Genomic DNA, 23,053 nt, shown 5'->3' on the forward strand with positions numbered 1-23,053 from the left:
AATTAGGGAGGTATCTGAGTATACCTCCTATTTTTTTTGAAATGGAAAGGCTATAATTATTAGCGGAATAGAAGTGGAAAATAAAAGAAAGGCGGTCTTACCATTGCAACACTTTATGCAAGCAACGAACCCTGCATCATATATGGTATTAGCATCTAATCGTGGTCCTTTAGCGAGTTTGCACGCGCTAGATGTTATGTGGGTTTCGTTTTATTCGATAGGCTTACTATTTGCTTCCTTAATACTTATTTCTGCCATCCGAAAATGGATACATAACGCTGTCTTAGCCTTTATTCTTCGATTAATTGCTTATGGAATTTTTTTAATAGGAACTTTTTTAATGGTACTCGTAATACTTACGTGGCCAAACTAGTATTGGAGGAATAAAGAAATGAAATGGTCTAAACTATTTGTGCTCTTATCTCTCGTGGTCATGGTGCTAGCTGGCTGTGGTTCGGCGACAAACTTTGATCAATCAACCTTTGGGCCAGATGTAGATATGCTAGCGGGTGTTCAACGCGCTGTGAATGAATACCGTGAAGATACGGGCGTACTTCCAATCAAAACAAGAGATCAAGACACAGATATTTTCATTAAATACTTAATTGATTTTGACAAGCTTGTGCCAAAATATATTGGCTCGCCACCAGCGAACTCTTATGAAAAAGGCGGTATTTTCCAATATATGATTTGGGATCCAGAAGAAAATCCGACTGTAAAACTTGTCGATTTACGTACACCAGAGCGTATCCGTGAAATTAATATTCGATTTTCAGGTACAAAATATCCGCAATTCAAAGATAAAGTCGTAGAACATGTTTATACAATCAATTACAAAAATATTGGCTATAAACAAGATGTCACGGTTCAAAGTCCATATTCAAATACGCAATTGCCGTTAGTTGTTACATCGGAAGGGGATTTATATGTCGATTACTCGATCGATTTAAACAACTATATGAAAGAAAATGATATTACAGCAACACCTGGTGATGATATTCGCGAAATTTTAATCGATGCATACCCAATTGTTCCAGCGTATTCACTGCCTTACACAGTTGATGAAAACAATGAACCGGTTATTATGTACGACCCGATCAATAAAGAAAAGTAATGAATGTATCCCGCACAGCTAATTGTGTGGGATTTTTTCATATAATAAGGAATTATTACATAAAGTGTTGTTGATAGTGCTTATTGTGCAACTTCAAATGGGAGATCGATTGTTTGGATAAATAGTTCAAAGGAGGAAAAGTGATAAGCGAGCAAATTTTTCAGCAATTAGCTGAACGGACGAATGGTGATATTTATATCGGTGTTGTTGGACCAGTACGAGTTGGGAAGTCTACTTTTGTCAAAAAGGTCATGGAGAGTATTGTGTTACCGAATATTACAAATCCAGAAGATAAGATGCGGGCAATGGACGAGTTGCCACAGAGCTCACCTGGACCTGTTATTATGACATCTGAGCCAAAGTTTGTCCCTGCACAAGGAACGACAATAGCGATTGGAGAGAATTCGATTCCATTTCGTATTCGACTAGTGGATTGTGTCGGATATGTCATCGAGGGTGCAAAAGGTTATGAAGATGAAAATGGACCGAAATATGTTCATACACCATGGCACACAGAACCTATTGCTTTCGAGGAAGCAGCGAAAATAGGGACGGATAAAGTTATCCGTGATCATGCGAATATTGGAATAGTGGTAACAACAGATGGAACAGTAAATGGGATAAAGCGGTCTGCTGCCCAAAAAGCGGAACAGCAAATTATTGAGCAACTAACTGAAATCGGCAAACCTTTTGTTGTCGTATTGAATAGTGCCACACCAAATACACATGAAACAATGACATTAAGACAAACGCTAACAGAACAATATGATGCACCTGTTATTGTCACGTCAATCGATACATTACAGCCGTTAGATGTCGCTGCTATATTGCAAGAGGCATTATTTGAATTCCAAGTAAATCAAATTGAAGTGGAAAAACCAGATTGGCTTGAAGTGCTTGGTGATCATCATGAACTCAATGAAACAATCGCTTTTGCAGTTAGTCAAATCCAAAATGATGTTATGAAAATTCGAGATGTCGAAAATGCGAGTATTATTTTACAAGACATTGATTTTGTTGAAAGCTGTCATGTCGAAAATATCGATGCAGGTCAGGGCATTGCAACTTTACGTCTTACGGTAAATAGCGAAATGTATAAAAAGGTTTGTGAGCAGTGGTTAGAAAAGCCAGTTGATTCCAAAAAGGATTGGTTACTCTTTATTAAAGAAGCGTCAGAAGCAAAAGCGGCACACAGTCGTTTCAGCGAAGCCATTCAACAAGCCAAAGAAGATGGTTACGGGGTGACATTACCTGCAATGCAAGAGTTTTCACCGAGCGAACCAGAGTTAATTCAGCAAAATAATTTTTATGGTGTGCGAATGAAAGCGTCAGCCCCTTCTTATCATATTATTCGCATAGATATGGAAGCAGAATTTTCGCCATTAATCGGCTCGGAATTTCATAGTCAGCATTTATTGAAAGATTTGCAACACGCATATGATCATGATCGACAAGCATTATGGGGGACACAAGTGTTTGGGACACCATTACATGAAGTTTTAACAGAAAGTATTCGCTATAAAATGAAAGCTGTGCCAACAGGTGCGAAAAATCGTATGCGTTTAATGCTCGAACGGATGATTAATGAAGGCGAGAGAGGTCTCATTACATTTATACTTTAAAAAAATTGGCCATATACAAATGCAGTAGAACCCTACATTTTTAGGTGTTTAGTCACGTAAATATGATTTTTTTGTAAAAAAAGCAAAAATATCAGCAAAACATGAATGAATTCAGTTGCGTAGGGGTTTTCAGTGTGTTACTCTTTTTACAGGATTTAGATTCATGACCCTTTGAGAGGAGGTGGATGGTGTGAATAAAACAGAATTAGTAAACTCAGTTGCTGAAGCAGCAGGTCTTTCTAAGAAAGATGCTTCAAAAGCAGTTGAATCTGTATTTGAAACGATTCAAGAAGCTCTTGCAAAGGGTGATAAAGTACAATTAATCGGTTTTGGTAACTTCGAAGTACGTGAACGTGCGGCTCGTAAAGGTCGTAACCCACAAACTGGTAAAGAAATCGAAATTGCTGCTTCAAAAGTACCTGCTTTCAAACCAGGTAAAGCGCTTAAAGACGCTGTAAAATAATACAGTAGTCTAGAGTTACATAGAGTAGTTTTCAGTTTACTGAAGACTACTCTTTTTATTTTTGTTTTATTATGTAGAAGAATGCTATAAATAGTAGAACAGTTTTGAACTTATTCGCTTAATGTGCTACGATTCAAGAGTATTTAAATAGCTAAATATAAGATAATAAAAAATCAAATCAATGATGAAAGCTGGATTCGAAGGAATCGCAATTTCATTTATACATAAAAACGTTTTGGAATTGTAGGAGGAACTTGTTTCATGACAAATGTCGATTTAAAAAAGATTGAAGAAGCTGTAAAAATGATTTTAGAAGCCGTTGGGGAAGATGTGGAACGTGAAGGTTTACTTGATACACCAAAACGTGTTTCAAAAATGTATGCAGAAATGTTCGGTGGCTTAAATGAAGACCCACGCGAATATTTCAGCACTGTATTCCATGAGGACCATGAAGAAATGGTCTTAGTAAAAGACATCCCGTTCTATTCTATGTGTGAACACCATTTAGTGCCATTTTACGGGAAAGCTCATGTTGCATATATTCCGAAAGATGGGAAAGTAGCAGGTTTAAGTAAGCTAGGCCGTTGCGTAGAGTCTGTAGCACGCCGACCACAATTACAAGAACGCATTACATCCACAGTAGCAGATACAATTATGGAAATGCTTGATCCAAAAGGTGTTTATGTAGTTGTAGAGGCAGAGCATATGTGCATGACAATGCGTGGCTTGAAAAAACCAGGTTCTAAAACAGTCACATCGGTAGCACGTGGTATTTACGAACAAGATGATGTAAAACGCGGAGAAGTTATGACATTCATCCAAATGAAATAATTCATACGTTTTATGGTATGATAAACAAAGAAAATGTGATGTAGGGAGACCAAAACAATGGCACAAACAGACTATATTGTGATTGAAGCTGAAGAAGATGGCGTACATGTAATCGGCTTAACACGTGGTTCAGATACAAAATTTCATCATTCTGAAAAATTAGATGCTGGAGAAGTGATGATTGCTCAATTTACAGAGCATACTTCTGCAATGAAAATTCGTGGTAACGCAACAATTCATTCGGCACATGGTGTCGTGCATAGTAAAAAATAAACGAATTTCGTTTTGAATAACTAATTATTGAATAATCGATTACAAGAATAGGTATTCGGTGATTTTATAACACTGAAATGGAGTAATTTCTATGAGTGCAACATTTATAACACAATCAGTTCAAGCATTACAATCAAATATTATTCAATTTGTTCGTCATAGAGCATTACTACAAAATGTTGGACAGCCTACGTTGCAGCAGGAGCAATTGTTCTTTATTCAGCTACCTTTTTTGAATGGGGAAAATATGACGGAAGAGCATAAAATCAGTGCGGCAACAGTAGGAATTGTTCATGCTTCTTTACGTGAACATGAAAAGATTAAAGAAATAGATGCGACAAGTAAGCAACAGCAATTAACGGTTCTGTCAGGTGACTATTATAGTGGACGTTATTATCAATTGCTTGCCCAATCGAGAAACATTGCGTTAATCCAAAGATTATCTAAAGGTATTGTAAATCGTTGTGAGCATCAAATTAAACAATACGAACCTGAACAAAGAACCTTAAAACAAGGCATAGAAAGTTTAACAATTATTGAGTGCGAATTAATCGAGCAATATTATGACGCATATGGATTTACGTATTTATCAAGTATTATGAAAAATACGCTATCATTTGTTCGATTGAAAGAAGAAGAGCGTTTACTTAAAGCTGGGAAAGAAAGCTTTTTAAGTAAAGTATTATCGTTACATAACGATCAATATGCAAACACTTCTATTCAAAAAGAACTTGAACTGGAGTTAGAAAAGCGTCAACAGCAATTGCTTGAACTGTTAAAGCAAACGGCGCTACAGCCAGAGTTAAAACAATACATCAAGCAATACGTCACTTTATAAGTGAAAAAGAAAGGTTTGGAAATATGGCGAAATCGAAAGAAGAACATGTTCATGAAGTATTTGAAAATATTTCAGATAGCTACGATAAAATGAACTCGGTAATTAGTTTCCAGCTACACGTTGGCTGGAGAGATGATACGATGAAACGCATGGCCGTAGAAAAGGGCTCTAAATGTTTAGACGTTTGCTGTGGTACCGCTGACTGGACAATTGCTTTAGCGAAGGCAGTAGGCGAGGAAGGCATCGTAAAAGGTTTAGACTTTAGTAAGAACATGTTAAAAGTCGGTGAAGAAAAAACGGCTGACATTAAAAATATTGAATTAATCCATGGTAATGCGATGGAATTACCATTTGAAGATAATACATTTGATTATGTAACGATTGGTTTTGGCTTACGAAATGTACCAGACTATATGCAAGTATTACGTGAGATGAATCGCGTCGTAAAACCAGGTGGAACAGTTGTATGCCTAGAAACATCACAATCTGAAATCCCAGGCTATCGTCAACTTTTCCGTTTTTACTTTAAATACATCATGCCGATTTTTGGTAAACTATTTGCGAAAAGCTTTAAAGAATACTCATGGCTACAAGAATCTGCGAATGACTTCCCAGGCATGAAAAAATTAGCGCAAATGTTCAAAGATGCAGGTTTAGAAAACGTATCATACAAACCTTATAGCGGTGGCGCTGCAGCGATGCATATGGGCTTTAAAAAGAAATAACAGTGGGAGAAGGTTTTGACGCGTGGAAAAGATGAAGATTAAAATGCTATATGCGGATATTAAATCAGATATAGAAATCATCGAAAACGAATTAGAAAAAGCGTTAAATTCATCTTCACACTCATTGAATGATGCCTCCTTACATTTACTACAAGCGGGTGGAAAGCGAATTCGACCTGTATTTGTATTACTAAGTGCAAAATTTGGTAATTATAATATTGAGCGAATGAAAAATATCGCCGTACCATTAGAATTAATTCACATGGGCTCATTAGTACACGATGATGTTATTGATAATTCTGATATGCGTAGAGGTAAAGAAACCGTTAAATCACAATGGAATAACCGTGTAGCAATGTATACAGGAAATTTTATTTTTGCAAGAGCGCTTGAATATGTGGCAAGTATTGAAAACCCACGTGCACACCAAATATTGTCGAAAACAATGGTGGAGCTAGTAAATGGTGAGGTCATTCAAATTGAAGATAAGTTTCGTTTAGATCAAACGTTGAAAGATTATTTCCGCCGCATTAAGCGCAAAACAGCACTTTTAATTGAATCGTGCTGTGAGTTAGGAGCGGTGGTTAGTGAAGCAGACGAAACAACGGTACGTCATTTAAAACGATACGGTTATTTTGTTGGGATGAGTTTCCAAATCATCGACGATATTTTAGATTTCACTTCGACAGATAAGCAGCTTGGAAAACCTGCTGGTAGTGATTTAATGCAAGGAAATGTGACGCTTCCTATTTTATTGATGAAGAATGATCCGAACATTATTCCGTATTTACAAAAAGTATCTACGACTGGACTAACAGAGGATGAACGTCAACAAATGCTCGCTTATGTTCGAAAATCCGATGCGATAAAAGAAGCAACAAAAATTAGTGATTTATATTTACAAAAAGCACTAAAAGAAGTGGAAGCTTTACCAAATCATCCGGTGAAAAAGAAATTGCGCGATGTTGCACTATTTATGGGTAAGCGTAAGTTCTAACTACTTTCGACGAATATCACGAATTCGGACCAATTATGCCGAGACATAATTGGTGAAAGTTAGCAAAATAGCGTGCATTCCTAATATTTGTTGTAATTTGAGTAGTATTTTGGTAGTATTTATCGGTAGGTGTAAAACCTTTTACTTAAATTTAAGGAGTGTTTAAACAATGGCAATCGAAAAAACATTTTTAATGGTTAAACCAGACGGCGTTGAACGTCAAGTAATCGGTGATATCGTAGACCGCTTTGAACGTCGCGGTTTCGTAATGCGCGGAGCTAAATTAATGACAGCTTCTCATGAATTAGCTGCAGCACACTATGCTGAGCACGCTGAACGTCCATTCTTCGGTGAATTAGTAGACTTCATCACTTCAGGTCCTGTATTCGGTATGGTTTGGGAAGGCGAGAACGTTATCGCTTTAGCTCGTATCATGATGGGTGCTACTAAACCAGAAGAATCTGCTCCTGGTACAATCCGCGGTGACTACGCTGTAACATTATCTCACAACGTAATCCACGGTTCTGACTCTTTAGCTTCTGCTGAACGTGAAATCGGTTTATGGTTCCCAGAAGGTTTAGCTGAATAATTTTAGCTTCTTTCAAAGTCATCACTTTATGTGATGACTTTTTTCTTTTATTATGGAATATTTAAAGACTAAATAATGCTATAATAAATCTGAATAATGAAACTATATCGAAAATATAAACGTATAAAAAGTATCGACTGTAAATAAGGAGGAAGCTTATGTGGGTTTGGGCAATGGTAGTGGTTGCGGTAATGGCAGTTGGAGCCATAGCGATAATTACAGATGCGCGCAATGAAAGTAAACGTATTGATGTTAAGAAATTGAATAAAGAAATCGAACTGGAAAAATTACGTCTCGAAAGTTATGAAAAAGAAACAGAAAAAATGCGCCTAGAATTAGAGCATTCAAAACAGCTTTTATTAGAACATAAACAAAAGTAATGATAATGATTTTATACATAGTAGTTTAGTTAGGGGAGTGAGTAGTATGTTCTTTTGGGGAGTAGTTATGGTCATTGTGGTAGTAGGGATTTTATCAGATACGTATACTAAAAATAAAAAAATTGATTTAAAACGGATCGATAAAGAAATTGAGCTCGAAAAATTGCGTCTTGAAAACTATGATAAAGAAACAGAAAAGATGAAATTAGAATTAGAGTACACAAAGCAGCATCTTTTAGAAATGAAACAACAAAGTAATAACATTGAACAATAATAAGGGGGTGCGAAAGTCCGTATGGAAGATATCATCATTTTGTCTATTATTTTTGGCTCAGGTGCTTTAATTGCCTTAACCGCTATTCTTACCGCTCATAAAAGAGCTAATCTTAAGCTTCAGATAAAAATGCTCGAAAAAGAAGCAGAGCTCGAACAAATTCGGTTAGACAGTTATAAAATTGAAACAGAAAAAATGAAACTTGAACTAGAACACTCGAAACAACTTTTGCTTGAAACACGTAACGGCTAGCATTTGTGTACAAATCCTATTTCAGAATCTGACATTTTCAGCTATAATAGGCTTAAGATACATGAGGGGAAAGATGATGAATGTCAGATTACGAACAATTTATAGATGGCATCAAGCGCAAAACAGGCATAGATTTAGCCCTATATAAAGAAGCACAAATGAAACGCCGTTTAACGTCATTATATGAGAAAAAGGGTTATAAAAACTTTGTTGAGTTTTTTACTGCCTTAGATAGAGATCGTGATTTAATGAATGAGTTTTTAGATCGCATGACAATAAACGTATCTGAATTCTATCGTAATGGAAAGCGCTGGGAAGTATTGCAAAACAAAATTTTCCCAATGCTACTTCAAACAAATAAACGACCTAAAATATGGAGTGCCGCTTGTTCAACGGGTGAAGAGCCATATAGCTTAGCGATGGTGTTATCACAACATTTACCATTATCTCAAATCGGAGTATTAGCAACTGATTTGGATGAAAACGTAATACAAAAGGCAAAGCTTGGATTATATCCTGAGCGTTCGTTAGCAGAAGTACCAAAAGATGTACAAGCAAAGTACTTTGATATTGAAGGTCAGTTTTTCAAAGTAAAAGATGAAATTAAACGAACAGTTACATTTAAAAAGCATAATTTATTAAAAGATAATTATGAATCGAATTTTGATTTAATCGTTTGCCGAAATGTGATGATTTACTTTACAGAAGAGGCAAAGGATCAAATTTATGAAAACTTTAGTAAAGCATTGCGCCCAGGTGGAATATTATTCGTGGGTTCAACGGAGCAAATTTTCAACCCTGCCCGTTATGGTTTTGAAGTAGAAGATACATTCTTCTACAGAAAAAAATAGTTGTACAATAATAAATGCGATGTATGTGTGCAGTGAAAGCTTGAAGAAGTAGCCACTTTTATGATAGAGGTGACCTTTATACGAGATAAGAAACGCTTTTCATACAATTTGTGAAAGGTGTTTTTTGTTTATTTTTCGCTAACTCATGCATTACTTTATAAACGAAGCGTTCAGAATATTCTAATATAATTGATAAATAGAATAAATCAATACTGCGAATTAAAATGAAATATGTTATAGTGAAAAATAAATACTTTAGCGAGTTGAAGGGAGAAAGTGTTTAATGCGTTATTTAACTGCAGGTGAGTCACACGGACCACAATTAACTACGATAATCGAGGGATTGCCGTCACTTTTACCAGTGACAGCAGAAAAAATAAATTATGATTTAAAACGTCGTCAAGGTGGTCACGGCCGAGGTCGCCGTATGCAAATTGAAACCGATACAGTGGAAATTGTTTCAGGTGTACGACACGGGAAAACACTAGGGTCTCCAGTTGCGCTTGTTGTAACGAACGATGATTGGAAACACTGGACGAAAATTATGGGCGCAGAAGAGCTACCAGAAGATATCGATCCAGCTGAAATTAAGCGTCAAATTTCACGCCCTCGTCCGGGACACGCAGATTTAGTCGGTGGGATGAAATATGGACATCGTGATTTGCGAAACGTACTAGAGCGTTCTAGTGCACGTGAAACAACGGTGCGTGTAGCTGTTGGTTCTGTTGCGAAAGCCTTATTAAATGAACTTGGCATTTCAATTGTTGCTCATGTGACAGAAATTGTCGGCATTAAAGCAGATACTCAACTATTAGAAGGCAAATCGGTAGCTGAAATTCGTACGATTGTAGAGCATGACCCATGTTACTGTGTAGATCCTGAAGCTTCAGCGAAAATGGTTCAAGCAATTGATGATGCCAAACAAGCTGGCGATTCCATTGGTGGTGTTGTCGAAGTTATCGTAGAAGGTTTACCAGCAGGGATTGGCTCATATGTACACTACGACCGTAAGCTAGATGCAAAATTAGCTGCTGCTATGTTAAGCATTAATGCATTCAAAGGTGTAGAGTTCGGAATCGGCTTTGAAATGGCGCGAAAAAAGGGTTCAGAAGTACATGATGAAATTTTATGGGATGAAGAGCATGGTTATACACGCGCCACGAATCGATTAGGCGGTTTAGAAGGCGGTATGACAACTGGTATGCCGATTGTCGTGCGCGGTGTCATGAAGCCAATTCCTACCTTATATAAGCCACTACAAAGTGTGGATATTGAAACAAAAGAGCCATTTAAAGCAAGTGTGGAGCGTTCAGATAGTTGTGCAGTTCCAGCGGCTTCTATCGTAGCAGAACACGTCATTGCTTGGGAAATCGCCAACGCAATCGTTGAACAATTCCATAGCGATCAATTACCACAATTAAAAGCGCAATTAGATGACATGCGCAACTATACAAAGGGGTACTAATATGGAGATTCCAGTTCGTGCTGCATCTCATTCGTATGCTGTGACGATTGGGAAAGGCATATTAAAACAAGCAGTAGCGTCACATGAAAAACTGTTTGAAAAAGCAGATAAAATCATCGTCTTAACGGATGAACATGTTTGGGCTGCGCAACAGCAGTATTTTGAGGAGAATTTCCCGCATGCATTTCATGTATTGGTTATGCCTGCAGGAGAAAAGTGTAAAACATTTGAAAACTTTTTAGGCGCACAAACATTTTTACTTGAACAAAAATGTACACGAAAGTCACTGGTCATTGCGTTCGGTGGTGGTGCGGTGGGTGATTTAGCGGGATTTGTAGCAGCGACTTATATGCGTGGTATTCCATTCGTTCAAGTACCAACAACGATTTTAGCGCATGATTCGGCAGTCGGTGGCAAAACAGCAATCAACCACACACTAGGAAAGAATATGATTGGTGCTTTTTATCAACCTCAAGCAGTATTTTACGATACGAACTTTTTACATAGCTTAAATGAAAAGGAAGTTCGTTCAGGAATGGCCGAAGTCATCAAGCATGCACTTATTTCCGATGCACAGTGGGTAGAAGAATTACTTGAAGGGGAGCATGTGACCCAATTACCTGAAGATCTATTAGCCAACTACTTAGCACATGGCGTTCAAGTAAAGGCGAAGATTGTAGAGCAGGATGAAACAGAGCAATCCGTGCGAAAGTATTTAAATTTAGGCCATACGTATGGTCATGCAATTGAGGCAGCAGCAGGCTATGGTCGTGTCGCGCATGGTGAAGCGGTAATGATTGGCTTAGTGTATTGTTTACTTTTATGTGAACGCTACGGCAAAATCAATCATTTGTTTACGAAACGCTTTTTACAGTTTGCGTTAGAAAATGGCTATCCATTTGAAGCAGTCCATGAATTTACATTTGATCAATTAACAGAGTATTTATTGAAAGACAAAAAAGCGGACTACGGAGAGTTACAATTCGTGTTATTAGATACAATCGGCAATCCATTTGTTCAAAAAATTGAACTGGCTGAATGTAGAGAGATTGACGAACAACTTAGAAGTTTACTAGCGGAGGTGTAAGTATGATTCGAGGTATACGAGGTGCCATTACAATAACAGAAGACCAGGCACAAGATGTTTGGGATGAGACGGCAAAGCTTGTACAAGAAGTCGCAAAACAAAATGCAATTAAACCAGAAGATATCGCATCTGTAACGATTTCCACAACACCTGATATTCGTTCAGCCTTCCCAGCAAAGGCAGTTCGTACGCTAGAAGGTTGGCAATACGTACCGATTATGTGCATGCATGAAATGGCAGTACCTGGTGCATTACCTTTATGTATTCGTGTATTAATGCATGTCAATACAGATACGCCCCAACATGAGATTCACCATGTGTATTTAAATGAAGCAGTGAAATTACGCCCAGATTTAGTGAAATAGCGGCCAAATAGAGGAGACGTTTACGATGAAGTGGAAACAACAATTATTTGGAATGAAAGCTTACCAACCAGGGAAGCCCATTGATGAAGTAAAAAAACAGTTTGGATTAGATGAAGTTGTGAAGTTAGCATCCAATGAAAATCCGTTCGGTAGCTCACCTAACGTAAAACGATTTTTACAAGCGGATGCATCAAACCATGCCATTTATCCTGATGGGTACGCTCAAAATTTACGTACAGCTTTAGCGAACTTTTACAGTGTAGAAGAAAGCGAACTCATTTTAGGAAATGGTTCGGACGACTTAATCGCGATTATCACACGTGCCTTATTATATCCTGGGGTTAATACGGTAATGGCGGATCTTTCTTTCTCTCAATATTGGCATAATGCTGAAATTGAGGGCGCAGAAGTTCGCAAAGTTCCGATGAAAAATGGAGTTCATGATTTAGATGCGATGTTAGCAGCAATCGATGAAAATACTTCGATCGTATGGGTATGTAATCCAAATAATCCGACAGGAACACTTGTATCGGATGAAGCGTTGAGTGCCTTTTTAGCGAAAGTTCCTGAAGATGTATTTGTTGTTTTAGATGAGGCTTACATTGAATATGTGAATGCACCGGACTACAAAGATACATTACATTATTTCCGTGACTACAAAAATTTAATTTTACTTCGCACATTCTCTAAAGCATATGGCTTAGCTTCATTCCGCGTTGGATATGGGATTGCACATGCAGATGTTATTGCAAAATTAGATCCAGTGCGCGCGCCGTTTAACAATACGATCCTAAGTCAAAGCGTGGCACAAATTGCCCTTGCTGACCAAGACTATATAAAGAGTTGCCGTGAAGCCAATGAAATCGGTAAAAAGCAATACGTGGCATTTTGTGAAAAACATAAGCTAAACTATTTCCCGTCTCAAACAAACTTTATCATGTTCGAAGTAAAAGCAAGCAGTCAAGTTGTATTTGAGGAAATGATGAAGCGCGGTTTTATTATTCGTAGTGGTGCTGCTCTTGGTTTAGATGGGTATATCCGTGTCACAATCGGCACAGAAGCGCAAAATGCGAAGTTTTTACAATTGCTTGAAGACGTATTAACGGAGCAAGGGGTTTTTGCATGACACGTAATGTTTTCGTAATCGGACTTGGACTAATTGGTGGATCTGTTGCACTAGCTCTACAAAAGGCCCCGCGTACGAAAGTGTTTGGCTACGACTACCATGAAAAAACAAGACAATTAGCTAGCACATTAGGCGTCGTGAACGAAGTTGTAGAAGATCCTGCTGCATTTGCCAAACAAGCAGATGTCATTATTTTTGGTACACCTGTTACTATCACGCTCGAATTTATGGAACAATTAAAATCATGGGACTTAAAGCGCGGCGTTATCCTTACAGATACAGGTAGTACGAAGGCGCAAATTATGGAGAAGGCTAAGGAATTACGCGAATTGGGGATCACGTTTATCGGGGGGCACCCAATGGCAGGCTCGCATAAAAGTGGGATTACTGCTGCGAAACCGTACTTACTCGAAAATGCGTATTATATGCTAACACCAAATGAAGGTGAAGAAATCGAGAAGCTTGCCGCACTTGATGATTTGCTAAAATTTACGTTAGGGAAGATGGTAGTTGTGGACGCGAAAGTACATGACCATATGACGGCAGTTGTCAGTCATTTTCCACATATTGTTGCTGCTTCGTTAGTCCATCAGTTAAACTTTGAGAAGAAAACTTTTCCGATGACGACATCACTTGCTGCTGGTGGGTTCCGGGATATTACTCGTATCGCCTCATCAAATCCGACACTTTGGCGTGATATTACAATGCAAAACCGTAAAGAGCTTGTTGGCCAATTAGATACGTGGCTTGATGAGATGGGTCGTGTACGTCATTTGCTTGAAGCAGGTGACGAAGCAGCGATTGAAACGTATTTTTCACATGCACGTGATGTTCGAGATAATCTACCAATCGCAAATGGTGCGTTATATGTGCCATATGATTTATATGTAGATATCCCAGACTATCCGGGTGTTATTTCAGAAATAACGGGCTATTTAGCTGAAGAAAATATTAGTATTACAAATATTCGTATTGTGGAAACACGCGTCGACGTTTTCGGGATTCTTGTGATCAGTTTCCAATCAAATGAAGATCGTGAACGCGCTGCAAAATGCATTGCCACTAAGGCAAATTACGATACGCATATTTCATAAACACCGCATCTCGCTCATCAGGCGAGATGTATTTTTCTAGGGAGGGATTTTATTGACTTCAAAAATATTGAATTATAAGCAATCATCATTACAAGGTGAAATTACCGTACCCGGTGATAAATCCATTTCCCATCGCTCGGTAATGTTTGGATCGATTGCAAAAGGTAAAACAACGGTGAATGGCTTTTTATTAGGGGAAGATTGTCTGAGTACGATTGATTGCTTTAAAAAGCTTGGCGTTCAGATTGAAGTAGACGGGACGAATGTAACAATTGAAAGTCCAGGCATGGAAGGCTGGTCGGAACCGAAAGAAGTACTTTATACCGGAAACTCTGGTACGACAACACGTTTAATGCTCGGCATTTTATCGGGCACGAATTTACATACGGTCATGACGGGTGATGCTTCAATTGGCAAGCGTCCAATGCGTCGCGTAGCAGATCCACTTCGTTTAATGGGTGCGCAAATTGCGGGCCGTGAAAACGGACAATATACACCACTTGCCATTCAGGGAAGCCAATTAAAAGCAATTGATTATAAAATGCCTGTTGCGAGTGCACAAGTGAAATCTGCTGTTTTACTTGCTGGACTTCGTGCAAAAGGGACGACAATTGTTCGTGAACGTGAAGTATCACGTGATCACACTGAGCGTATGCTACGCCAATTTGGCGCGGAAATTTCGGTGGAAAACGGCGTAATTTCATTTGAAGGTGGCCAAGCGTTGACAGGGACACATGTGAATGTACCTGGCGACATTTCATCTGCGGCCTTTTTCTTAGTTGCGGGTGCCATTACGGAAAATAGCCGTATTGTGATGAATAATGTCGGCATAAATGAAACGCGCGATGGCATCATAGAAGTACTTCAAAATATGGGAGCCCATATGACAATTGACATTGACGATGAAAACGCAGCAGAACCAACTGCAACGATTACAATCGAAACTTCACATTTAAACGGAACTACTATTGAGGGAGCCATCATTCCTCGCTTAATCGATGAAATTCCAATTATCGCGTTACTCGCAACACAAGCGAATGGCAAAACAATTATTAAAGACGCGGAAGAGTTAAAAGTAAAAGAAACGAATCGTATCGACGCGGTAGTCAATGAACTAAAAAAATTAGGTGCTCATATCGAAGCGACAGAAGACGGCATGATTATTGACGGTCCTACAAAATTAACAGGGGCTTCATTAAAAACATACGGCGACCATCGTATCGGTATGATGGGTGCTGTGGCCGCATTAATAGCGGAGGGCGAAGTCGAATTAGACGATGCACAGTGTATCGCTGTTTCGTATCCAAATTTCTTCGTGCATCTGAATAGTCTAGTCAAATAACCAAAATTGGCGAATCCTTTTTATTAAGTAAAGGAATTGCTCGCATTATGTTAATAGCTAAAGGCGGAATCGAAATTTGATTCTGTCTTTTTATTTGCATTTCTGACAATTTTAAATTCTAATTTACTTAAACTGACGTTATTCACCAAACTAAGATAATCCCAAGTTGAAAACTTTAATGGAGCATAAGGAACTATAGCAGACTTCCTAAATATGTACATTTTTATCGATACAAAAAACAAATAAAAAAAAACAGCTACTTTTCCTTGTGAAGCGGACCGCAGTTGTGTAGCATAATATTGATAAAGTAGGAAAAGGTGAATAACTATGGAACAATTATTACAAGCAATCCAAGATGGCGATTTACAATTAATCGACCAACTTCTTGAATCATTTTTAATGGATGCTGAACCATCAGCACAATATGAAATTGCCGAAGCATTAACACACTACGGCTATATGAATGAAGCAAATCGTGTATTTGAACATTTACAATTTTTATTTCCAGAAGAAGCACAAATTGCAATCGATCGTGCAGGGGTTTTAATCGAACTTGGCGAAGAAGATGATGCACTAGATTTATTAATGGCTGTAAAAGATGATGCACCAGAGTACCCACAAGCATTATTAGTATTAGCTGATTACTATCAAATGCAAGGCTTATTCGAAGTAGCGGAAATTCGTATTAATGAAGCTCTCCAAATTTTACCAAATGAACCGTTATTAAAATTTGCAAAGGCTGAATTATTATTCGAAACAGGCCGTTTTTCAGAAGCTGCTCGTATTTATGAGGAAATTTATGAAATCGATAAGAAGTTTGCAGGTACAGTACTTGCTCAGCGCTTAGCAGAAGTATATCGTGCAGGGGCTGGCTATGAAACTGCGCTTGATTATTATATGGAAGCACTTGAAGAGGAAGTAACACCAGATTTATTATTTGGTTCGGGTTATGCGGCTTTCCAAATTAAAAACTATGAATTAGCGATTAAACAATTAGAGGATTTAAAAGAGCTTGATCCTGATTACTTCTCAGCGTATTTATTATTAGCGGAAAGCTATGCAATGCAAGAGGATAACGAGCGTGCTTTAAAGGCCATTAAAGAGGGTCTAAAACGTGATGAATACGATAAGTCATTATTTTTATTTGCTGGAAAAATGGCGCTTAAAAATAGTAAGCCAGATGAAGCAATTGAATTTTTAAACGAAGCGATTGCACTTGATCCAGAGTATATGGAGGCTATTTTAGTATTAATGTCTGTTTATAGCACGCAAGAACGCTATGAAGATGTTATTGAGCTATTTGAACAATTACAAAAAAATGAGTTTGAATGGGTGTCTTTATATCCGTTCGTTGCGAATGCTTATAACGAAGAAGAACGATTTGAAAAAGCATACGAAATTTATACACTCGCATATAATGATTTCAATGAGGACATAGAGTTTTTAGAAAAATATTGCTTGTTCTTAGTTGAGGATAGCAAACAACAAGAAGCGAAAAAAATCGCTCAAAAGCTTGTCGAATTACAACCTACAGAACAGCAATGGCATGACTTATTAGAGCGATTTGAGTAAAGGGAGGATTGCATGTTGACGTATTCCGTACCATTACATGATAAAAAAGTCTTCATTAGATGGTTCCTAAAAAATTTCCAACTGAAACGTCGAGAAGGGGTATGGATTTTAAATTACTTATTAAGTAACGATGAGTTATTAGAAAATGTTCACTTTGTTGACGATGCTCATTATTGTCCAAGAGCAATTGTCATGTCGACGGTGGAAACAACGAGCATACCATTTCGATTTTACAAAGAGAATATCATGACTTCGGATGCAGAAAAATCGTTTCATGAACTACGTTTAAATGCACAAAAGTCAATGTATGTGCAATTAAACTTCCCAAATATACCGCCAGATCCTTTGTATTTGGCGGTTTTAGAGGAAAATCCATATGTTCCGAATGATGTTGTGATTAATGAAAAGGACCGAATCGCTGCAGAGAAACTACTTGAAAATAGTTTGTATGAATTTCAGGAGCAACAAATTTTAAATGAAATTGATGCGGCTCTTGATGCAGGTGATAAAGAACGCTTTTTTGAATTATCGAATTTATTGCAGGCTTTAAAACATTCAAAATAAGAAACTACTAGAGAATAAAAATTTTATTGTGATTCAGGGGGAATTCTTGTGATTTTTAAAGTTAGTGATGTTGAACAGTTCCAAGCAAATAAACAATTTATTGATACAGCGATTGTTCCACTCGTACAATTAGATTTTTCAGAGCAGGGGATTAAACAGAGTAGTTCTGCGACAGAATATTTAATGACATTAACTGCTTTTGTGGAGCAACAGTTCCATGGCAGATTAGTGCTATTACCACCATTTTCTTATACAGATCAAACGAGAGATGATAATTTACCATTTTCCTTGCAACAACAATTAACAGCTTCTGGATTTAAATCTGTCATATTTATGACATGTGATTCGAATTGGACGTCACAAAAAGATAGATATGATATTATTTGGTTACCATCTATTCCACTGGAATCCATGGATAAAACTGTTAAGCAACGCATCTTAGAGGAACAAATTAAACAAATTATCCCTGTCCTAACAAAAGTTTGGTCTTAATTTGGAATTAATTAGTTTCATTAAATGTTCACAAAGTATACTTTTGGAAATGAATGCAATATTGACCAACTTAATCAGTTGATATATCATAGATATGTCCTAGTTATTTACTATTTGTAAAAGTATATGTCCGTTGGACTGACCTTTTAGTAAGAGGGGGGAAAAATATGAGTAATAATCGAGTTACGCGACGTCAATTTTTAACGTACACAATTACTGGTGTAGGTGGATTTATGGCAGCTGGTATGTTAATGCCAATGGTTCGTTTTGCAATTGACCCAATTCTTCAAAATAAGGAAGAAGGCGATTTCGTTCCGACAAGTCAAAAGGCGGCAGATATCACAGCTGAACCTGTAAAAGTTGACTTCTCGTACGAGCAAACGGATGCTTGGTACAAATCTGAGGTTGCAGATGCAGCTTGGGTTTACAAAGAAGGCGATCAAATTATTGCGTTGTCACCAGTATGTAAGCACTTAGGGTGTACGGTAAACTGGAATAGTAATCCAGATTTCACGAGCCAATTCTTCTGTGCGTGTCACGGTGGACGTTATGAGAAAAACGGTGTAAACGTTAAGGGTACACCACCTGTAGGACCACTTGATATGTATGAAGTGACAGAAAAAGACGGATTCTTAATGCTTGGGAAAAAAATTGCAAACACACACAGTTAATAAGTTAGGGGGTACGACACAGTGCTAAACAAAATTTATGATTGGGTCGATGAACGTTTAGATATTACTCCTATTTGGCGTGATATTGCCGACCACGAAGTGCCAGAGCACGTTAACCCTGCCCATCACTTTTCAGCATTCGTATACTGTTTCGGGGGATTAACTTTCTTCATAACAGTAATTCAAATTTTATCTGGTATGTTCTTAACGATGTACTATGTACCAGACGTTGAAAATGCTTGGAAATCAGTTTATTACTTACAAAACGAAGTAGCGTTCGGTGAAATCGTTCGTGGTATGCACCACTGGGGGGCTTCATTGGTAATTGTAATGATGTTCTTACATACGCTTCGTGTATTCTTCACTGGTTCATATAAGAAACCTCGTGAATTAAACTGGTTAGTTGGTGTAGGTATTTTTGGAGTTATGTTAGGTTTAGGTTTCACAGGTTATTTACTACCTTGGGACATGAAGGCGTTATTTGCAACTAAAGTAGGTATCGAAATTGCCGCTTCAGTACCATATCTTGGTGACATCATTAAAGTTTTACTTGCTGGTGACTCTACAATTCTCGGCGCTCAAACTTTAACTCGTTTCTTTGCAATTCACGTATTCTTCTTACCTGCAGTATTATTTGCATTATTGGCAGTTCACTTTATTATGATTCGAAAACAAGGTATTTCAGGTCCTCTATGATCTGAATCAGACTTTATAAATTACTAAAGGAGGGGACACTATGCAACGCGGAAAAGGTATGAAGTTCGTTGGTGATTCGCGTATTAAGGCGAATAACCGTATGGCGAACGTGCCAAAAGATTATACCGAGTATCCTGGTAAAACAGAAGCTTTCTGGCCAGACTTCTTATTAAAAGAATGGATGGTAGGGGCTGTATTCTTAATTGGATATTTACTGTTAACTGTCGCTCATCCTTCACCACTTGAAGGTCCGGCAGATCCAACCAATGCATCTTATATTCCTTTACCGGACTGGTACTTCTTATCAATGTACCAATTATTAAAATATACGTATGCATCTGGTCCATATAATATCTTCGGATTAATTATTCCAGGTATCGCATTTATTACATTAGCATTAGCACCATTCTTAGATACTACGCCAGAGCGTCGTCCATCTAAACGTCCTTTACCGGTAGCATTTTTGTTACTAGGTATCGCTGCACTTATTTATACAACTTGGGAATCAGTTGAAGCAACTAACTGGGAAGCAGTTAAAGCACAAGGTGTTATTACAGATAAAGATTTAGGTTTATTACCTGATGTTGAAGTTGATGAAACTTCTGAAGGTTATGAAATCTATCAAGCTCAAGCATCTTGTATCGGGTGTCACGGTGGTGATTTAGCTGGTGTATCTGGTCCAATGTTATTAGGTAATGAATTAACAGCTGAAGAAGTATCTGAAGTTATCCATAATGGTCGTGGCGGTATGCCAGCTGGCGCATTCAGTGGTACAGAAGAAGAGCTTCAAGTTTTAGCTGAATTCATTGCTAACTTAAAAGAAGAAAAGTAAATTTTCTAGAAGAGGGTCAGATTTCTGGCTCTCTTTTTTTTAATATTTCGAATGTCTGGAATACTTGCGTAATGATGCGTTATGTATATAATTAAAGACGTGCGTAACGCTCTTTAGTTGCACAAAGTACATAAGAAAATGAATTTTATTGAATAAGATGAAATGAAGGTGAATACATGAAACCACTTGTTATGCAATTGCAATATATATTGAACCAACGCGCATTTTTAATAATTTTATTAGTGATCAATGTACTTGGTACAATTTATGGATATTATTGGTATCAAGGGCAACTTGAGATGACTGACCCGAAATATTATATTTTTGTTCCAGATTCTCCAACCGCAAGCTTATTTTTTTGCTTGGCTATCGTAGGTTGGTTACTCGGTAGAAACTTTAAATTGATGGAAGTCTTAGCACTTGTAACCCTTATTAAATACGGCTTATGGGCAGTTGTCATGAATCTATTAACGTTACTTGATACCGGGTATATTGGCTGGATGGGTTGGATGCTTGTGGCGTCACACTTTTTAATGGCTGTACAAGCCGTTCTTTATTTACCAAAATATCGATTTGAATTGTGGCATGTCATTGTCGCTGCTATTTGGACACTTCACAATGATGTGATTGATTATTTATTTGGTCAAATGCCTATTTATCATGTGATTGACCAATACCCAAGTGAAATCGGCTATTTCACATTTTGGCTATCTATTGCTTGTATCTTGCTCGCTTTTTTAGAAAGTCGCAAGCGCGAATATTTGCAACGCCTGTAAAAACTATATAAAATTAATAGTGAATTATAAGATAGGGATAAGATAGAGAAAGGAAGTTCAAAAAAATGGGAATGTTTATCGTTTACTTTTTAATCGTGTTATTATTACCTTTATACGCACAAATGAAAGTGAAAAGCACATACAAAAAATTTGCGAAAGTACCAGCCGAAAAAGGGATGACTGGTGCACAAGTTGCTCGATATATTTTAGATCAACATGGATTAGCAGATGTTCGTGTAGTACCGACACAAGGGGTACTTGCGGATCACTATAACCCAACGACAAAAACAGTAGCATTATCTGAAGACAATTATTATAATTCTTCACTTGCAGGTACAGCTGTCGCAGCGCATGAGGTTGGTCACGCGATTCAACACTCAGAAGCGTATTCATTTTTAACGTTCCGTTCTAAATTAGTGCCAGTAGCAAGCTTTGCTTCAAATTTCTCTTGGATTTTTGTTATTATTGGGATGTTGGCTCAATTGTCTAATTTATTATTAATCGGTATCGTGCTATTAGCTGCAGGTGTTGTGTTCCAATTAATTACATTACCAGTGGAGTTTGATGCTTCAAAACGTGCGATGAATGAAGTCGTGGCATTAGGGATTATTAATAATACGGAAGAACGTTCAGCACGTAAAGTACTAAATGCAGCAGCAATGACTTATGTAGCAGCAGCATCTGTTGCCGTATTAGAGCTACTTCGTTTAATTTTAATTTATACAGGTATGGGGAATTCAGACGACTAATATAAAAATGGTGCTTGGCAATTTAATCTGCCAAACACCATTTTTTTTAATTTAGGGGCTGTTTTTTTTCATCAAGTGTAAAGCCTTCACCCGCTACGTCTTTTACATCCATAACAGATACGAAAGCGTGTGGGTCTATCGTATGAATGATTGATTTCAAGCGAACGAGTTCGTTTCGTCCAACAACACAATACAGCACATCACGATGCTCTTTCGTATAATGGCCATGTCCATCAAAAATTGTAATACCACGCCCCATTGATGTTGAAATGACATCGGCAATTTCCCCAGATTGTAAAGAAATAATAAAAACACCCTTAGCTGAATAAGCACCATCTTGTACAAGATCAATAACACGACCGCCTACATAAACGGCAACTAACGTATACATCATTGAATGTGCATCTAAAAATGTAAGCCAAGAAAGTAAAATAACAACAAAGTCAAAGGCAAACATTGTTTTGCCCATGCTCCAGCCGAGATATTTATTCGCTAATCGCGCTAAAATATCAACGCCACCAGTTGTTCCGCCAAAACGGAACACAATACCTAGACCGACACCGACAAAAACACCAGCAAATAACGAAACAAGTAGCAAATCCTCTTGTAGATGCATCTGGAACTCATACTTTTGGAAAATCTTCAAAAACACTGATACGCTAATTGTTCCAACAAGTGTATAAATGAATGACTTTTTGCCAAGTAAGCGCCATCCAAGGATAAACATTGGAATATTTAAAAGTAAATTCATTAATGCAGGGTCCCAATTTAGTGTAAAATATAAAATAAGTGTAATACCACTAAATCCACCTTCACCAAGTTGGTTTTGCATATTAAAATGGACAAAACCGAAACTAAAGAGTGCAGTCCCGATTAAGATTCCGACTATATTTTGTAGCTTGATTCCTTGCATTGAAAGCCTCCTAGAACATATTTAGTTTAATCAAAGCTGCGAGTAGATGAGTTGCATCTATTATGAACTTTAATGGAACAGTTCACTTTATTATGTTGTA

Annotated in this window: 29 protein-coding genes; 28 read left to right on the forward strand and 1 reads right to left on the reverse strand. The window is 37.6% G+C overall.

Annotated features, from left to right (window positions below; translation table 11 throughout):
- Positions 1-73 precede the first annotated feature (73 nt).
- The 28 genes from DCE79_RS06010 to DCE79_RS06145 all read left to right on the forward strand — a co-directional run bounded on the left by DCE79_RS06010 (position 74) and on the right by DCE79_RS06145 (position 22,040).
- On the forward strand, positions 74-373 hold the full coding sequence (locus tag DCE79_RS06010; protein WP_234417345.1) for a DUF2768 domain-containing protein: 300 nt from the start codon (positions 74-76) through the stop codon (positions 371-373).
- A gap of 18 nt (positions 374-391) precedes the next feature.
- Positions 392-1,114 carry a hypothetical protein gene (locus tag DCE79_RS06015; RefSeq protein ID WP_108712206.1) on the forward strand — a complete coding sequence of 241 codons (723 nt, stop codon included), beginning with the start codon at positions 392-394 and terminating at the stop codon, positions 1,112-1,114.
- A 140-nt stretch (positions 1,115-1,254) separates the two neighbouring features.
- A complete protein-coding gene (gene spoIVA / locus DCE79_RS06020; RefSeq protein ID WP_369916798.1) occupies positions 1,255-2,736 on the forward strand; it encodes a stage IV sporulation protein A in 1,482 nt (493 codons plus the stop codon).
- 190 nt (positions 2,737-2,926) lie between these two features.
- Positions 2,927-3,199 carry an HU family DNA-binding protein gene (locus tag DCE79_RS06025; protein WP_108712207.1) on the forward strand — a complete coding sequence of 91 codons (273 nt, stop codon included), beginning with the start codon at positions 2,927-2,929 and terminating at the stop codon, positions 3,197-3,199.
- A gap of 261 nt (positions 3,200-3,460) precedes the next feature.
- Positions 3,461-4,030 carry a GTP cyclohydrolase I FolE gene (folE, locus tag DCE79_RS06030; RefSeq protein WP_108712208.1) on the forward strand — a complete coding sequence of 190 codons (570 nt, stop codon included), beginning with the start codon at positions 3,461-3,463 and terminating at the stop codon, positions 4,028-4,030.
- Positions 4,031-4,087: 57 nt separating this feature from the next.
- Positions 4,088-4,303, forward strand: a complete 216-nt coding sequence (mtrB, locus tag DCE79_RS06035; RefSeq protein ID WP_108712209.1) for a trp RNA-binding attenuation protein MtrB — start codon at positions 4,088-4,090, stop codon at positions 4,301-4,303.
- 91 nt (positions 4,304-4,394) lie between these two features.
- Positions 4,395-5,141 carry a heptaprenyl diphosphate synthase component 1 gene (locus DCE79_RS06040; protein ID WP_108712210.1) on the forward strand — a complete coding sequence of 249 codons (747 nt, stop codon included), beginning with the start codon at positions 4,395-4,397 and terminating at the stop codon, positions 5,139-5,141.
- 23 nt (positions 5,142-5,164) lie between these two features.
- A complete protein-coding gene (locus DCE79_RS06045) occupies positions 5,165-5,866 on the forward strand; it encodes a demethylmenaquinone methyltransferase (RefSeq protein WP_108712211.1) in 702 nt (233 codons plus the stop codon).
- A gap of 22 nt (positions 5,867-5,888) precedes the next feature.
- Positions 5,889-6,863 (forward strand): heptaprenyl diphosphate synthase component II, encoded by a 975-nt coding sequence (gene hepT, locus DCE79_RS06050; RefSeq protein ID WP_108712212.1) that lies wholly within the window; start codon positions 5,889-5,891, stop codon positions 6,861-6,863.
- Between the two features lie 169 nt (positions 6,864-7,032).
- Positions 7,033-7,452 (forward strand): nucleoside-diphosphate kinase, encoded by a 420-nt coding sequence (gene ndk, locus DCE79_RS06055; protein WP_108712213.1) that lies wholly within the window; start codon positions 7,033-7,035, stop codon positions 7,450-7,452.
- A gap of 158 nt (positions 7,453-7,610) precedes the next feature.
- Entirely contained in the window at positions 7,611-7,832 is a 222-nt protein-coding gene (locus DCE79_RS06060; RefSeq protein WP_108712214.1) for a hypothetical protein, read from the forward strand.
- 46 nt (positions 7,833-7,878) lie between these two features.
- Positions 7,879-8,106: a hypothetical protein gene (locus DCE79_RS06065; RefSeq protein WP_108712215.1), complete on the forward strand. Its 228-nt coding sequence runs from the start codon at positions 7,879-7,881 to the stop codon at positions 8,104-8,106.
- A gap of 21 nt (positions 8,107-8,127) precedes the next feature.
- Positions 8,128-8,358: a hypothetical protein gene (locus tag DCE79_RS06070; protein WP_108712216.1), complete on the forward strand. Its 231-nt coding sequence runs from the start codon at positions 8,128-8,130 to the stop codon at positions 8,356-8,358.
- A gap of 80 nt (positions 8,359-8,438) precedes the next feature.
- Positions 8,439-9,209, forward strand: a complete 771-nt coding sequence (locus DCE79_RS06075; protein ID WP_108712217.1) for a CheR family methyltransferase — start codon at positions 8,439-8,441, stop codon at positions 9,207-9,209.
- 283 nt (positions 9,210-9,492) lie between these two features.
- Entirely contained in the window at positions 9,493-10,674 is a 1,182-nt protein-coding gene (gene aroC / locus DCE79_RS06080) for a chorismate synthase (RefSeq protein ID WP_108712218.1), read from the forward strand.
- 1 nt (position 10,675) lies between these two features.
- Positions 10,676-11,761 carry a 3-dehydroquinate synthase gene (gene aroB, locus DCE79_RS06085; protein ID WP_108712219.1) on the forward strand — a complete coding sequence of 362 codons (1,086 nt, stop codon included), beginning with the start codon at positions 10,676-10,678 and terminating at the stop codon, positions 11,759-11,761.
- A 2-nt stretch (positions 11,762-11,763) separates the two neighbouring features.
- Positions 11,764-12,126 (forward strand): chorismate mutase, encoded by a 363-nt coding sequence (gene aroH / locus DCE79_RS06090; protein WP_108712220.1) that lies wholly within the window; start codon positions 11,764-11,766, stop codon positions 12,124-12,126.
- Positions 12,127-12,151: 25 nt separating this feature from the next.
- On the forward strand, positions 12,152-13,252 hold the full coding sequence (gene hisC, locus DCE79_RS06095; protein WP_108712221.1) for a histidinol-phosphate transaminase: 1,101 nt from the start codon (positions 12,152-12,154) through the stop codon (positions 13,250-13,252).
- Positions 13,249-14,346, forward strand: coding sequence for a prephenate dehydrogenase (locus DCE79_RS06100; RefSeq protein ID WP_108712222.1), 1,098 nt, complete (start codon positions 13,249-13,251; stop codon positions 14,344-14,346). Before hisC ends, DCE79_RS06100 begins: the two co-directional genes overlap by 4 nt.
- A gap of 52 nt (positions 14,347-14,398) precedes the next feature.
- Complete coding sequence (aroA, locus tag DCE79_RS06105; protein WP_108712223.1) at positions 14,399-15,688, forward strand: 3-phosphoshikimate 1-carboxyvinyltransferase; 1,290 nt, start codon at positions 14,399-14,401, stop codon at positions 15,686-15,688.
- Positions 15,689-16,015: 327 nt separating this feature from the next.
- Complete coding sequence (locus tag DCE79_RS06110; RefSeq protein ID WP_108712224.1) at positions 16,016-17,260, forward strand: tetratricopeptide repeat protein; 1,245 nt, start codon at positions 16,016-16,018, stop codon at positions 17,258-17,260.
- 15 nt (positions 17,261-17,275) lie between these two features.
- Positions 17,276-17,824, forward strand: coding sequence for a ReoY family proteolytic degradation factor (locus tag DCE79_RS06115; protein WP_108712225.1), 549 nt, complete (start codon positions 17,276-17,278; stop codon positions 17,822-17,824).
- 48 nt (positions 17,825-17,872) lie between these two features.
- On the forward strand, positions 17,873-18,316 hold the full coding sequence (locus DCE79_RS06120; protein WP_108712226.1) for a YpiF family protein: 444 nt from the start codon (positions 17,873-17,875) through the stop codon (positions 18,314-18,316).
- A 167-nt stretch (positions 18,317-18,483) separates the two neighbouring features.
- On the forward strand, positions 18,484-18,987 hold the full coding sequence (locus tag DCE79_RS06125; protein ID WP_108712227.1) for a Rieske (2Fe-2S) protein: 504 nt from the start codon (positions 18,484-18,486) through the stop codon (positions 18,985-18,987).
- Positions 18,988-19,008: 21 nt separating this feature from the next.
- Entirely contained in the window at positions 19,009-19,683 is a 675-nt protein-coding gene (qcrB, locus tag DCE79_RS06130; protein WP_108712228.1) for a menaquinol-cytochrome c reductase cytochrome b subunit, read from the forward strand.
- Positions 19,684-19,723: 40 nt separating this feature from the next.
- Positions 19,724-20,515, forward strand: coding sequence for a menaquinol-cytochrome c reductase cytochrome b/c subunit (locus DCE79_RS06135; RefSeq protein WP_108712229.1), 792 nt, complete (start codon positions 19,724-19,726; stop codon positions 20,513-20,515).
- 176 nt (positions 20,516-20,691) lie between these two features.
- Positions 20,692-21,291, forward strand: a complete 600-nt coding sequence (locus tag DCE79_RS06140; protein ID WP_108712230.1) for a lipoprotein heptaprenylglyceryl N-acetyltransferase LhaT — start codon at positions 20,692-20,694, stop codon at positions 21,289-21,291.
- Positions 21,292-21,356: 65 nt separating this feature from the next.
- The gene (locus tag DCE79_RS06145; RefSeq protein ID WP_108712231.1) at positions 21,357-22,040 is read left to right on the forward strand and encodes a zinc metallopeptidase; all 684 of its coding nucleotides are present in this window, start codon (positions 21,357-21,359) and stop codon (positions 22,038-22,040) included.
- Positions 22,041-22,086: 46 nt separating this feature from the next.
- Here DCE79_RS06145 and DCE79_RS06150 read toward each other — a convergent pair whose 3' ends face one another.
- Positions 22,087-22,953: a YitT family protein gene (locus DCE79_RS06150; RefSeq protein ID WP_108712232.1), complete on the reverse strand. Its 867-nt coding sequence runs from the start codon at positions 22,951-22,953 to the stop codon at positions 22,087-22,089.
- Positions 22,954-23,053: the final 100 nt, after the last annotated feature.

Origin of the sequence: Lysinibacillus sp. 2017, from assembly GCF_003073375.1 — a bacterium.
GTDB lineage: Bacteria > Bacillota > Bacilli > Bacillales_A > Planococcaceae > Solibacillus.